The sequence below is a fragment of the Pseudomonas tremae genome (genome assembly GCF_001401155.1).
GTDB classification, from domain to species: Bacteria; Pseudomonadota; Gammaproteobacteria; order Pseudomonadales; family Pseudomonadaceae; genus Aquipseudomonas; species Aquipseudomonas tremae.
On sequence record NZ_LJRO01000305.1, the window covers coordinates 93,808 to 106,252 of the forward strand.

The 12,445-nt window shown below is 57.8% G+C and carries 12 protein-coding genes; 4 read left to right on the forward strand and 8 right to left on the reverse strand.

What is annotated here, in order from left to right; translation table 11 throughout:
- Positions 1 to 58 precede the first annotated feature (58 nt).
- Entirely contained in the window at positions 59 to 889 is an 831-nt protein-coding gene (gene tcdA, locus ALO43_RS17335) for a tRNA cyclic N6-threonylcarbamoyladenosine(37) synthase TcdA (RefSeq protein WP_024671813.1), read from the forward strand.
- On the opposite strand, the gene ALO43_RS17340 is transcribed toward tcdA, so the two are convergent.
- The 4 genes from ALO43_RS17340 to ALO43_RS17355 are packed head-to-tail and all read right to left on the reverse strand — an operon-like array spanning position 880 to position 3,979.
- The gene (locus tag ALO43_RS17340; RefSeq protein ID WP_005891797.1) at positions 880 to 1,287 is read right to left on the reverse strand and encodes a SufE family protein; all 408 of its coding nucleotides are present in this window, start codon (positions 1,285 to 1,287) and stop codon (positions 880 to 882) included. The two genes, tcdA and ALO43_RS17340, sit on opposite strands and share 10 nt — an antisense overlap.
- The gene (locus ALO43_RS17345; RefSeq protein WP_005891799.1) at positions 1,284 to 2,489 is read right to left on the reverse strand and encodes an aminotransferase class V-fold PLP-dependent enzyme; all 1,206 of its coding nucleotides are present in this window, start codon (positions 2,487 to 2,489) and stop codon (positions 1,284 to 1,286) included. Before ALO43_RS17345 ends, ALO43_RS17340 begins: the two co-directional genes overlap by 4 nt.
- A gap of 60 nt (positions 2,490 to 2,549) precedes the next feature.
- Positions 2,550 to 3,584 carry a 2,3,4,5-tetrahydropyridine-2,6-dicarboxylate N-succinyltransferase gene (gene dapD, locus ALO43_RS17350; protein ID WP_005891801.1) on the reverse strand — a complete coding sequence of 345 codons (1,035 nt, stop codon included), beginning with the start codon at positions 3,582 to 3,584 and terminating at the stop codon, positions 2,550 to 2,552.
- Between the two features lie 47 nt (positions 3,585 to 3,631).
- Positions 3,632 to 3,979 carry an ArsC family reductase gene (locus ALO43_RS17355; protein ID WP_005891803.1) on the reverse strand — a complete coding sequence of 116 codons (348 nt, stop codon included), beginning with the start codon at positions 3,977 to 3,979 and terminating at the stop codon, positions 3,632 to 3,634.
- Between the two features lie 232 nt (positions 3,980 to 4,211).
- Between ALO43_RS17355 and ALO43_RS17360 the strand changes: the two genes are divergently transcribed.
- Complete coding sequence (locus ALO43_RS17360) at positions 4,212 to 4,442, forward strand: hypothetical protein (RefSeq protein WP_005891805.1); 231 nt, start codon at positions 4,212 to 4,214, stop codon at positions 4,440 to 4,442.
- Positions 4,443 to 4,542: 100 nt separating this feature from the next.
- Here the strand turns inward: ALO43_RS17360 and ALO43_RS17365 are convergent, their stop codons facing one another.
- The 4 genes from ALO43_RS17365 to map form a co-directional block, all read right to left on the reverse strand.
- Positions 4,543 to 5,385 (reverse strand): matrixin family metalloprotease, encoded by an 843-nt coding sequence (locus ALO43_RS17365; protein WP_054997857.1) that lies wholly within the window; start codon positions 5,383 to 5,385, stop codon positions 4,543 to 4,545.
- Between the two features lie 117 nt (positions 5,386 to 5,502).
- Complete coding sequence (dapC, locus tag ALO43_RS17370; RefSeq protein WP_005891809.1) at positions 5,503 to 6,696, reverse strand: succinyldiaminopimelate transaminase; 1,194 nt, start codon at positions 6,694 to 6,696, stop codon at positions 5,503 to 5,505.
- A 51-nt stretch (positions 6,697 to 6,747) separates the two neighbouring features.
- The gene (locus ALO43_RS17375) at positions 6,748 to 9,444 is read right to left on the reverse strand and encodes a [protein-PII] uridylyltransferase (protein ID WP_054997858.1); all 2,697 of its coding nucleotides are present in this window, start codon (positions 9,442 to 9,444) and stop codon (positions 6,748 to 6,750) included.
- A 57-nt stretch (positions 9,445 to 9,501) separates the two neighbouring features.
- Positions 9,502 to 10,284, reverse strand: coding sequence for a type I methionyl aminopeptidase (gene map, locus ALO43_RS17380; protein ID WP_005891813.1), 783 nt, complete (start codon positions 10,282 to 10,284; stop codon positions 9,502 to 9,504).
- A 313-nt stretch (positions 10,285 to 10,597) separates the two neighbouring features.
- Between map and rpsB the strand changes: the two genes are divergently transcribed.
- Positions 10,598 to 11,338, forward strand: coding sequence for a 30S ribosomal protein S2 (rpsB, locus tag ALO43_RS17385; protein WP_005891816.1), 741 nt, complete (start codon positions 10,598 to 10,600; stop codon positions 11,336 to 11,338).
- Positions 11,339 to 11,528: 190 nt separating this feature from the next.
- On the forward strand, positions 11,529 to 12,392 hold the full coding sequence (gene tsf / locus ALO43_RS17390; protein ID WP_024671815.1) for a translation elongation factor Ts: 864 nt from the start codon (positions 11,529 to 11,531) through the stop codon (positions 12,390 to 12,392).
- Positions 12,393 to 12,445: the final 53 nt, after the last annotated feature.

The window sequence follows — 12,445 nt, forward strand, 5'->3', positions numbered from 1 at the left end:
GAGTGTCTTAACTTCCGACTAACCCCTATAATGCGCGCCGGTTTTCGGGGTATTGATCATGAACACAGACGATCCACGTTTCGCAGGCATCGCCCGTTTGTACGGTATTGAGGGGCTGGCACGTCTGCGTGCGGCTCACGTGGCGGTGGTCGGTATCGGCGGCGTGGGCTCGTGGGCGGCGGAAGCGATGGCGCGCAGTGGCGTGGGCGAGATTTCGCTGTTTGACATGGACGATGTCTGTGTCAGCAACAGCAACCGTCAGTTGCATGCGCTGGACAGCACGGTCGGACGGCCGAAGGTCGAGGTAATGGCCGAGCGCATTCGGGCTATCAACCCTGATTGCGTCGTACACGCTGTAACGGATTTCGTGACCCGCGACACCATGGCCGAGTGCATCACTCAGGACATGGACTTTGTGATCGACTGCATCGACAGCGTCAACGCCAAGGCTGCGCTGATCTCCTGGTGCAAACGACGCAAGATTCAGATGGTTACCACCGGCGGTGCGGGCGGGCAGATTGATCCGACCCTGATCCAGATCGCCGACCTGAACCGTACGTTCAATGACCCGCTGGCCTCCAAGGTGCGCTCTACACTGCGTCGCGATTACGGCTTTTCGCGCACCCCAAACCGCCATTACAGCGTGCCTTGTGTGTTTTCCACCGAGCAACTGCGTTATCCGAAGCCGGATGGCAGCATCTGTCTGGAAAAGAAGTTTGTCGGTGATGGCGTCAAGCTGGACTGTGCGGGCGGTTTCGGCGCGGTAATGATGGTCACCGCGACGTTTGGCATGGTTGCCGCAACCCGCGCCGTGGACAAGCTGGTCGCAGGGACGCGACGACCGTCCGAGCGGGTCAAACCGCTAGCTGCAACAGACGTTCAGGCCTGAGTCAGCTCACGCATCTTTTGTAGCACAGCGTTCAAACCATTGCTGCGCGAGGGTGAAAGCTGGCGACTCAACCCCAGTTGGGTGAACCAGTCAGGCAGGTCCACGCTTTCCAGCTCCGAGGCAGACAGCCCGTTGACCCGTGCCAGCAAAAGCGCAACCAGCCCGCGAATCAGCCGTGCGTCGCTGCTGGCCTGAAACTGCCAGCCATCGGCACCGAGTTCGCCAGTCAGCCAGACCTTGCTTTCGCAGCCATGCACCAGATGGTCATCCGACTTTTCATGATCGTCCAGCGGTGGCAGACGATCACCCCACTGCATTAGAAGGCGTGCGCGCTGCTCCCAGCTCTGTGGTTGCGCGAAGGTCTCCAGGGCAATGAGTGCAGTGGCCGGAATAGTCATCTGAGCAGCTCCAGAGCCTGATCCAGTGCGCTGAAAAACCGCAGCAAGTCGTCCGAGTCGTTGTACAGCGCAAGCGAAACCCGTATGGCGCCGGGCAGACCGAGTGTCTTGAACAGCGGCATTGCGCAGTGATGTCCCGCGCGTACCGCAATGCCTTGCTCGGTCAGCAGATGGGCAAGGTCGGCATTGTGTACACCGTGTGCCACGAAGCTGACCAGTGCCAGGTCAGGGTCGCCCAATACCTGAATGCCATCACGCTGTTGCAAACCTTCCAGCAAACGCCGATGCAGTCTTGATTCATGATCGGCGACTGCCTGATGGTCGAGGTTTTCCAGATAATCGAGCGTTGCTCCGAGGCCGATCACGCTGGCAATGGGCGGTGTGCCTGCTTCAAAACCCAGAGGTGCCGGACGAAATTTTGCGTGCTGATAGTCGGCAGTCAGCACCATCTCGCCGCCGAACTGCCAGTGCGTCAGGTTCGGCAGGGCATCGTTGCGCCCGTACAGAACACCGAGCCCTTCCGGGCCGTAGAGTTTGTGGCTGGAGAACACGTAGAAGTCGCAGCCCAGCGCCTGCACGTCGTGGCGACCATGCACAACGCCTTGCGAGCCATCCACGACGGTCAGTGCGCCGTGTGCCTTGGCAATCGCAACAAGGCGGGCCAGCGGCTGCCAGGTCCCGAGTACATTGGAAAACTGACTGACTGCCAGCAATCGCGTGCGTGGCCCGATCAGGCTGGCGGCTGCTTCAGAATCGATCACGCCGCGCTCATCAATGGGCAGAATCACCAGTTTCAGGCCCCGACGCTGCGCCAGTTGCTGCCAAGGCAACAAGTTAGCGTGATGCTCAAGCGCGCTGATGGCGATCTCGTCACCCGCCGAGAACTCATGTTCCAGCCCGTAGGCCAGCAGATTGAGTGCAGAGGTTGCGCCGTGGGTAAATATGATTTGCCCGCTGTCACCGGCATTCAGCCAGTGGGCTGCCTTGAGCCGGCTGGCTTCGAAGGCCTGAGTGGCATGTGCGCCGGGCAGATGTTGGGCACGATGCACATTGGCGGCACCGTTGCTGAAGTAGTGGGTCAGGGCATCGATCAGTGCCTGAGGTTTTTGCGTGGTAGCCGCGTTGTCCAGATAGGTCTGGCCTTGGCGTTGCAAGGCGGCGATCGCTGGAAAATCGGCACGCCAGGGGGAGAAGAGGGGCATTGTGGGTCCTGCGTGTGAAGGTGGGTTCAACGTCGGAGGACGTCGAACCCACACACAGCATCAGTTGTGAGCGTGCAGTGCTTCGTTCAGCTCGATGGCCGACTTGTGGGTTTTGCATTCCACTGCGCCAGTCTGCGAGTTGCGACGGAACAGCAAGTCGTTCTGGCCCGCCAGTTCGCGCGCCTTGACGATCTTCACCAGCTCGTTGTTTTCATCAAGCAACGCAACCTTGGTACCAGCGGTCACGTACAGGCCCGACTCCACAGTGTTGCGGTCGCCCAGCGGAATACCGATACCGGCATTGGCGCCGACCAGGCAGCCTTCGCCGACCTTGATGATGATGTTGCCGCCACCGGACAGCGTGCCCATGGTCGAGCAACCGCCACCCAGGTCCGAGCCCTTGCCGACGAATACGCCTGCGGAAACGCGGCCTTCGATCATGCCGGGACCTTCGGTGCCGCCATTGAAGTTGACGAAGCCTTCGTGCATCACGGTGGTGCCTTCGCCAATGTAGGCGCCCAGACGCACGCGAGCGCTGTCAGCGATACGCACGCCGCTCGGCACGACGTAGTCGGTCATTTTCGGGAACTTGTCGACCGAGAAGACTTCCAGCAGCTCGCCTTTGAGGCGCGCTTCGAGTTGGCGCTCTGCCAGCTCGGCCAGATCGATTGCGCCCTGGCTGGTCCATGCAACGTTTGGCAGCAACGGGAAGATGCCTGCCAGGTTCAGGCCGTGCGGCTTGACCAGGCGATGTGACAGCAGGTGCAGCTTGAGGTAGGCCTCGGGGGTTGAGGTCAGTGTTGTGTCTTCGGCCAGCAGGGTCGCAACCAGAGGCTTCTGGCTTTCAGCCAGGCGGGTCAGGAGTGCGGCCTGAGTCGCGTCGACTGGTTTCATGGCTTCGGCCAGCTTGTAGGCCAGGTCGACATTGAAGGTAATCGCCTTGTTGCCGTCGGTGTAACCCAAGACTGGCGCGATTGCAGCCACCAGCGCTGCCGAAGGATTGATCAGGGGCTGGGCGTAGAACACTTCCAGCCATGCCCCTTGACGATTCTGGGTGCCGACGCCGAAGGCCAGGCTGAACAGAGTATTGGACATGTAAATACCTCTTAACTTTATCAAGGGGCTTTCAGTAGCGCTTGGGCTTACTGTAAAGCCGCTGCATACAGGTCAGGTTTGAAGCCGATCAGGGTTTTGTTGCCAAGATCGAGCGCCGGGCGCTTGATCATTGAAGGCTGCGCGAGCATCAGTTCGATGGCTTTGGTCTGGTCGAGATCGGCTTTCTGTCCGTCATCGAGTTTGCGAAACGTAGTGCCTGCGCGATTCAGCACCACCTGCCATCCATGTTCATTGCACCACTGCGTCAGGTGCTCACGGTCGATGCCCTGTGTCTTGTAGTCATGAAATTCGTGGCTCACCGCATGCTCGTCGAGCCAGGTGCGGGCCTTCTTCATGGTGTCGCACGCTTTGATGCCATATAGAGTGTAAGTCATTGTTTTAGGTGGGGCGGCTGGTCTTGCTCGATACCCCCACATTTCTCCTCGGCTTGTCAGCCGCGCATTATGCCACGTCATCCCGTCCAATGTTGTGACAGCGTCAGTACGGTTACTGAACGAAAACTAGATAATAAGCCTAACCGTCATTAAGAAAACTTCACCCTGTCGTGCTTGAGTGGCAAGCCCTGCGCGAGCAATTATTACTCTCCACTTGAAGGCTGGGTGCGTTATGTCTGAGCAAGAAAAGAAGCGTCAGGAGGCGCTTGTCCGGCAACGTTATTACCGGGAGCGCCAAAGAGCCGAAGGGTTCAAGCAGAGTACGTTATGGATTCACGGCGAAGCCGAGACAGAGGGGCGATTGGCGGCGCGTGAGGGTAAACCACTGTTGCCCATGCAGTCCCACGACCCGGTAAGTTGGGCCGTCGGGTGGGTCGCGGAAAAATTGCGGACCCGGGAGTAGTTGCCTTGCAGGGTCAGGTCACGCCACCCTTCGCTGCGCGAAGCCGGTGGCGCGACCTATTGGCGGAGCTGGTTATCGGGGGGCTGGTAGCGTATTGCCCTCAGCGCAACACATCGGTATCAGCGCGCGGCGGGTAGATGGCGCCCATCACTTCAATATCATTTTTGCTGAGCGTCTTGCCGGCATTGATGATCTCGAAGTCGCCAAGGGTCACTCCATTGGGAATGTCGTAGTGCATTATCGATTCCCGGTCATACGCCGAGTGATGGAAGTCGGCTGACTCGTACAGTTCGAAAAAATTGCTGTTGATCTCGTCATCAGTCAGCCCGGTCTGAGCCAGCAGCGTGCGCAGCAGGGGTTCGTTCCAGGGGATGTTGGCCTGAGGGTGCTGGTGTTCGTGAACGGCGCCCAAGGCATGTCCGAATTCATGCAGCACAATGCGTGTCAGCTCTGCGCCAGGTTTGAGGTCTGGCGTGTATATATCCTTGATGTTGAACTCCATCGTGGTTTCATCCTGCGCTGCCAGCAGGTTATCGGTGCCGATCGCGCTCCAGTTCAGTTGCTCATTGAAACCGATGCGGATATCGCTCGGCCCATCCGTCACGAACTCGAATTTCAGATTGATGTGTGGCAGCCATTTGTTTGCGGCTTCGATGACCGGGCCTGTCAGGGTGACTGGCGGGTCGTTTTGAAAAAGAATTTTCAGGGTTCGCCCGCGTGCCCAGTATCGGGTGAACGACACCAGAAGACGTGCCTGATGGTTTGTATTGCCCGTGCTTTGGCCGGATTGTGATGTTTGGGCTGGTGCGGTGGCCGTATTGGACGGGTTCTCGCGGATTGCGGCGTCGTATGAGGCCTGCTGGCTGCCAGTGCTGCGCATGCAACAGGGCGCTGGCAGTTTTATGTTCTGAGTGGCTGAAACGGGCATGTAATTGGCCTTCATGGTAGATCGCTTCCATAAGGAAGCATGAAAAATGAAGGTTGAAGGTACAGTCGCTAAAAGTGTGACAGGTGGTAACTAATTACCCCGCCGCACATTGCATGCGGCGGGGTGGTTGCTTTACTTGAGCACGAAAGCCCGGATGCGTTCCGCTGCCTCTATGCACTCGGCCAGTGGCGCGACCAGCGCCAGACGCACGCGGCCGGCGCCCGGGTTGACGCCATCGACTTCCCGCGACAGGTACGAGCCGGGAACCGCAGTGACGTGTTGATCAACGAACAGGTCGCGACAGAATGCAGCGTCATCGGCGCCCACGTGTGGCCACAGGTAGAACCCGCCGTCCGGACGCTGCACATCCAGAACCGGAGCCAGAATGTCGAGCACCGCGTCGAACTTCTCGCGGTACAGGTCACGGTTGGCGCGCACGTGATCTTCATCATTCCAGGCCGCGATGCTGGCCAATTGAGTTTGCACCGGCATTGCGCAGCCGTGATAGGTGCGATACAGCAGGAACGCTTTCAGAATCTCGGCATCGCCCGCGACAAATCCCGAGCGCAGCCCTGGCAGGTTGGAGCGCTTTGACAGGCTGTGGAACACCACGCAGCGCTTGAAATCCTCACGGCCCAGTTCGACACAGGCGCTGAGCAGGCCTGGCGGCGGGGTTTGTTCGTCGAAATACAGCTCGCTGTAGCATTCGTCGGCTGCAATCACGAAATCATGCTCGTCAGCCAGCGCAATGAGTTTTTTCAGGGTTTCAACCGGAATCAACGCCCCTGTCGGGTTACCCGGCGAACACAGAAAGAGAATCTGGCAACGCTTCCAGATGTCCGGGCTGACTGCGTCGAAGTCCGGATTGAAGCCGTTCTCGCTCAGGCACGGTAGATAGTGAGGCTGGGCGCCGGCGAGAAATGCCGCGCCTTCATAGATCTGATAGAACGGATTCGGGCTGACCACCAGGCCGTCATCACTGCGATTGACCACTGTTTGAGTGAATGCAAACAGTGCCTCGCGTGTGCCGTTGACCGGCAGTACATTGCGCGCCGGGTCGATCCAGCCTTGCGGAACGCCAAACCGGCGACTGCACCACCCGGCAATCGCTTCGCGCAGTGCAGGGATGCCCAGGGTGGTCGGATAAACCGCCATCTGGTCGAGGTTGTCGGCCAGTGCCTTGGCAACGAAATCGGGGGAGCGGTGCTTGGGCTCGCCAATAGACAGCGCCACCGGGCGTTTTTCCGGGTTGGGCGTCACGCTTCCGAGCAATGCGCGAAGCTTCTCGAAAGGGTAGGGCTGAAGCAGTTGCATGGCGTTATTCATGAAGCGTGTTCCTCGATGAGCTGCGTTGAGCCAGTGCGTGTGGTCGAGTGTTCATATGCTGATCCGCAGGTCGCCGCCGGTGTCCGAGTTGACGCTAAGTTGCTTGACGATCGCTTCCTGCAAACGGCTGCACAATTGCGGGTCGGAAAGCGGTTGATTGTTGGCGTCGGTGATGAAGAAAACGTCTTCCACGCGTTCACCGAGGGTTGCAATCTTGGCGTTCTGCAGGGACAGGTCGAACTCCAGAAAGATCTTGCCGACACGTGCCAGCAGGCCGGGCCGGTCTGGTGCCAGCAGTTCGAGCACCGTCACCGGACGCTGGGCGTCGTTGTGGATGGTGACCTGCGGCGCGAAGGCAAAATGCTTGAGCTGGCGGGGGACGCGGCGCTTGATGATCGTCGGATAGTCATCCGGGTTGTGCAGCGCCTCGGTAAGGCCTTCACGAATGTCCTGAATACGCTCAGGGTTGTTGCCGATCGAGCCGCCCTCATGGTCCAGCACGATGTAGGTGTCGAGTGTGAACTGACTGCTGGACGTAATGATGCGCGCGTCATGGATGTTCAGGTTCAGCTGGTCCATCGCTGCCACGGTCACAGCGAAGAAGTCATGCTGGTCCGGGGCATAGATGAAGATCTGCGTGCCGCCCTCGAACTCGCGCTGGGTCGTTTCCTTGATCAGCACCAGCGGGCCGCCGTCGGCTGGCTGCTGCAGGATTGCATCACTGTGCCAGGCTACATCACCAGCGGTGTGGCGCAGAAAATAGTCGTCGCCCAACGCTGACCAGAGTTGCTCGACGTCATCCGGATCGGTGCCGTTGCGCACGAGGATGTCCAGTGCGGCTATCTGCGTGCGTCGAATCTGCTCTTCCCGATCGACCGGGTTCTCCAGGCCGCGACGCAAGGCACGCTTGGTCTCGGTGTACAGCTGGCGCAACAGACTGGCCCGCCAGGAGTTCCATAGCGTGGGATTAGTTGCGTTGATGTCGGCGACGGTCAGCACATACAGGTAATCGAGATGCACTTCATCGCCCACGAACTGGGCGAAATCATGGATGACCTGCGGATCGGAGAGGTCCTTGCGCTGTGCCGTGGTGGACATCACCAGATGGTTGCTTACCAGCCAGACGATCAGCCGGTTGTCCCATGCAGGCAAGTGATGGCGCTCGCCGAATGCATGTGCGTCCACCGCACCGAGTTCGGAATGATCGCCACCGCGACCTTTGCCGATGTCGTGATACAGGCCGGCAAGGTAGATAAGTTCCGGCTTCGGCAGGCGCGCCATGATCTTGCTGGCCAGCGGGAATTTCTCGGAAACCTCGGTGTACTGCAGTTTACGCAAGTGCTTGATCAGGTTCAGCGTGTGCGCGTCGACGGTATAGATGTGGAACAGATCATGTTGCATCTGCCCGACGATATGACCGAATTCGGGCAGGTACAGGCCCAGAATACCGTAGCGGTTCATTCTACGCAGATTGCGATGGATGCCTGTCTCGCACTTGAACAGCTCGATGAACAGGCTGGTGTTGCGAATATCGTTGCGGAAATCGTCGTTGATCAGGTGCCGATGCTCGCGCAGCAGACGAATGGTGTCGGCACGCACGCCTTTTATCTCAGGGTGCTGAGCCATCAGCACGAAAATCTCCATCATGGCGAAGGGTGTGCGCTTGAAGACGTTCGGGTTGGTTGCTTCTATATAGCCGTCGTGCAGCTGAAAGCGCGAATTGATCGGCTGAGGCGTGCCTCCGTCATCGGAAAGGATGACTTCCTCGAAGTGCTGGATGATCAGGTCGCTCAGCTCGGCGATGCTCATAACCACACGGTAGTACTTTTGCATGAAGCGCTCTATAGCGAGCTTGGCGTCATTGTCTTCGTAACCCAGCAGCCCGGCGATGCGCACCTGATAATCGAACAGCAGCCGGTCTTCGGATCGTCCGGCCAGCATGTGCAGGGCATAGCGTACTTTCCAGAGAAACTCCTGGGAGGAGGCCAGCAGGGCATTTTCGCTCCCCAGCAGGAAGCCTTCGCCTGCCAGTGCATGCAGGTTCAGTGTGCCGTACTGACGCCGGGCGACCCAGAGAATGGTCTGGATATCGCGCAGGCCACCCGGGGACCCTTTGGCGTTGGGCTCCAGGTTGTATTCGGTGTCGTTGTATTTGTGGTGACGTTTTATCTGCTCGGCATGCTTAGCCAGAAAAAACTCTTTGCTTGGCCACATGTGCCGGGTGCTGGTGACTTCCAGCATGCGCTGGCGCAAGTGCTCGGGGCCGGCGATGGTGCGGCTTTCCATCAGGTTGGTAATCACCGTCAGGTCGGCCAGCCCTTCCTGCGCGCATTCGCGCACCGAACGGACGCTTTGTCCGACCTCCAGGCCGATATCCCACAGCAGCGTCAGAAAACGCTCGATAGGGTCGCGAAAAACTTCGTGATCATCGCTTTCCAGCAGGATCAGCAGGTCAATGTCCGAGTAGGGGTGCAGTTCACCGCGACCGTAGCCGCCCACTGCCAGCAACGAGATGTCGGCATCTTCGCTCCATTCGAACTGATCCCAGGCCTTTTGCAAAATGTTGTCGACAAACCAGGCCCGATCCTCGATCAGTCGGCGAATGTCGCGGCCCGCTTTGAAACGATCGTCAAGAACATCTCTGGCTCTTCGGATGGCCTTCTTGAACGCAGCGATGGGGCTGGCTTTCAAGGCCAGTTCGGCCTGGAACTGGCCACGATCGAACAAGTCCGGATCTACTTGCGGCATTGAGCAGTATTCCTCGTGTCGGGCTGGGCGCGTTGGTGATCAGGCGTTCAACCGGGCTCAGGGAGCCTTTTGTGCAATGGTATCGTCGCTGCGTAAAGTGAAGATTTCGTAACCGTCAGCGGTCACCAGCAGGGTGTGCTCCCATTGTGCCGAAAGCTTGCGGTCCTTGGTGATTGCGGTCCAGCCATCGCCAAGAATCTTGGTTTCAGGTCGGCCCTGGTTGATCATCGGCTCAATGGTGAAAGTCATGCCTTCTTTGAGCTCGATGCCGGTGCCTGCTTCGCCGAAGTGCATGACTTGCGGCTCTTCATGAAACACCTTGCCGATGCCGTGGCCGCAGAACTCACGCACCACCGAGAAGCCGTTTTTTTCGGCGTGTTTCTGAATGACTGCACCGATGTCGCCCAGGCGTGTGCCGGGCTTGACGATTTCGATCGCCTTGTAGAGGCATTCCTGGGTCACTTTCGACAGGCGCTCGGCCCATACCGGAACAGTGCCGACGTGAAACATCCTGCTGGTGTCGCCGTGATAGCCATCCTTGATCACGGTGACGTCGATATTGAGCGAGTCGCCGTCTTTAAGCTTCTTGTCGCTCGGGATGCCATGGCAGACTACCTGATTGATCGAAGTGCAGATCGACTTGGGAAAACCCTTGTAATTGAGCGGGGCAGGGATCGCCTTCTGCTCGTTGACTATATAGTCATGACAGATGCGGTCCAGCTCTTCGGTGGTGACGCCAGGCTTGACGTGCGGCGCGATCATTTCCAGTACATCGGCGGCCAGGCGGCCGGCAATGCGCATCTTTTCGATGTCTTCCGGGGTTTTGAGGGTGATGGTCATGCTGAATCTCTCGACGTGGCTGGCACGTGGTTGGTGCGCAAAGCGGCAATTCTATCAGACCACCCGCGCCGGGTGATCATCGCTTCCTTCTATAGGCAATCGATGCGCGCTTAAAAGTCCGGTAAAACAAGAGGTTGATTGGAGTTCCGTTCTCTTCCCTTTTGTGATATAAAATGCGCCGCTTTCCAAGGTCCGTCCTTGAAGCACAAACCCACACACGTGTCGACACGATGACCTGGGTGCCCTTGGCAGATGCCACTGGTTGGTCATTGGGATACGTGGAGGCCTAACCCGACTTATCAAGGAACTATTTATGTCCCAAGTCAATATGCGCGATATGCTTAAGGCCGGTTGCCACTTCGGTCACCAAAAGCGTTACTGGAACCCGTTAATGGCTAAGTACATTTTCGGCGCGCGCAACAAGATTCACATCATCAACCTTGAAAAAACCCTGCCGATGTTCAACGAGGCACTGACTTTCGTTGAGCGCCTGGCGTCGGGTAAAAACAAGATTCTGTTCGTTGGCACCAAGCGTTCCGCTGGCAAGATCGTTGCTGAAGAAGCAGCACGTTGCGGCTCGCCGTACGTCGATCATCGCTGGTTGGGCGGCATGCTGACCAACTTCAAGACCATCCGTCAGTCGATCAAGCGCCTGCGTGAGCTCGAAATACAGTCCGAAGACGGTACTTTCGCCAAGCTGACCAAGAAAGAAGCTTTGATGCGTACCCGTGATCTGGAAAAACTGGATCGCAGCCTGGGTGGTATCAAGGACATGGGCGGTCTGCCAGACGCACTGTTCGTCATCGACGTTGATCACGAGCGCATCGCGATCACCGAAGCCAACAAGCTGGGCATCCCTGTTATCGGCATAGTCGATACCAACAGCAGTCCTCAAGGCATTGACTACATCATCCCGGGCAACGATGACGCAATCCGCGCCATCCAGCTGTACATGGGTTCGATGGCTGATGCTGTTATCCGTGGTCGCAACAATGTTGCTGGCGGCACCGACGTATTCGTCGAAGAAGCTCCAGCAGCTGCTGTAGAAGGCTGAGTAAAAACGCCTGGCGTTTACTCAGTACGCGAAAAGGGGGCTTAGCCCCCTTTTTGCCACCTGTGAAATGATTTGTCGGTCTGTAGCCATGACCTTGTTGTCATGTGCTGCTGCCACCCTGATTTTTCAAGAATTGCACGCCCGGCGAGCCGGGTGGAATGGTTGAAGACCTATCCAAGAGGATTTTGAAATGGCAGAGATTACTGCAGCGTTGGTCAAAGAACTGCGCGAGCGTACCGGCGAAGGAATGATGGATTGCAAAAAGGCCTTGACCAAGGCTGGCGGCGACATCGAAAAAGCAATCGACGAAATGCGTGCTTCCGGCGCCATCAAGGCCGCCAAGAAAGCAGGCAACGTTGCTGCTGAAGGCGCTATCGCTATCAAGGAAGACGGCAAGGCTGCCGTCATCATCGAAGTCAACTCGCAGACCGACTTCCTCGCTCTGCAGGACGATTTCAAGAGCTTCGTCGCTGCAAGCGTTGAAAAAGCCTTTGCCGACAAGATGACTGATGTCGCTCCGCTGATCGAAGCTCAGGAAGCTGCGCGTCTGGTACTGGTCGGCAAGGTTGGCGAAAACGTCAATATCCGTCGCCTGAAGCGCATCGAAGGTGACGTTGTTGGTGCTTACCTGCACGGCAACAAGATCGGTGTTGTGGTTACTCTGAAGGGCGGCGACGTCGAGCTGGCTAAAGATATTGCCATGCACGTAGCGGCAAGCAACCCCGAGTTCCTGTTGCCTTCGGAAGTGTCTGCCGAAGCGATCGAGCGCGAGAAGAGTGTCTTCCTGCAACTGAACGAAGACAAGATCAAAGGCAAGCCAGCTGAAATCGTCGAAAAGATGGTTGGCGGTCGTATCACCAAGTTCCTGGCAGAAGCCAGCCTGGTTGAACAGGCTTTCGTCAAGAACCCTGAAGTCAAGGTCGGTGAGCTGGCCAAGAAAGCCGGCGCTGAAATCGTGTCTTTCACCTACTACAAAGTAGGCGATGGCATCGAGAAGCCAGTCGACAACTTCGCTGAAGAAGTCGCTGCTCAAGTAGCTGCCAGCAAGCAGTAAGACGGTTTTATAACTGTCGCCCCAAAGAGGCTGCCCGCATACGCGTGCGGCCT

Bases quoted from the DNA above. Each gene is read 5' to 3' on its own strand.
- ALO43_RS17355 (WP_005891803.1), bottom strand. From the start codon at position 3,979: ATGACTTACACTCTATATGGCATCAAAGCGTGCGACACCATGAAGAAG.
- rpsB (WP_005891816.1), top strand. From the start codon at position 10,598: ATGTCCCAAGTCAATATGCGCGATATGCTTAAGGCCGGTTGCCACTTC.
- dapC (WP_005891809.1), bottom strand. From the start codon at position 6,696: ATGAATAACGCCATGCAACTGCTTCAGCCCTACCCTTTCGAGAAGCTT.
- ALO43_RS17375 (WP_054997858.1), bottom strand. From the start codon at position 9,444: ATGCCGCAAGTAGATCCGGACTTGTTCGATCGTGGCCAGTTCCAGGCC.
- ALO43_RS17360 (WP_005891805.1), top strand. From the start codon at position 4,212: ATGTCTGAGCAAGAAAAGAAGCGTCAGGAGGCGCTTGTCCGGCAACGT.
- ALO43_RS17345 (WP_005891799.1), bottom strand. From the start codon at position 2,489: ATGCCCCTCTTCTCCCCCTGGCGTGCCGATTTTCCAGCGATCGCCGCC.
- tcdA (WP_024671813.1), top strand. From the start codon at position 59: ATGAACACAGACGATCCACGTTTCGCAGGCATCGCCCGTTTGTACGGT.
- ALO43_RS17365 (WP_054997857.1), bottom strand. From the start codon at position 5,385: ATGAAGGCCAATTACATGCCCGTTTCAGCCACTCAGAACATAAAACTG.
- dapD (WP_005891801.1), bottom strand. From the start codon at position 3,584: ATGTCCAATACTCTGTTCAGCCTGGCCTTCGGCGTCGGCACCCAGAAT.
- tsf (WP_024671815.1), top strand. From the start codon at position 11,529: ATGGCAGAGATTACTGCAGCGTTGGTCAAAGAACTGCGCGAGCGTACC.
- ALO43_RS17340 (WP_005891797.1), bottom strand. From the start codon at position 1,287: ATGACTATTCCGGCCACTGCACTCATTGCCCTGGAGACCTTCGCGCAA.
- map (WP_005891813.1), bottom strand. From the start codon at position 10,284: ATGACCATCACCCTCAAAACCCCGGAAGACATCGAAAAGATGCGCATT.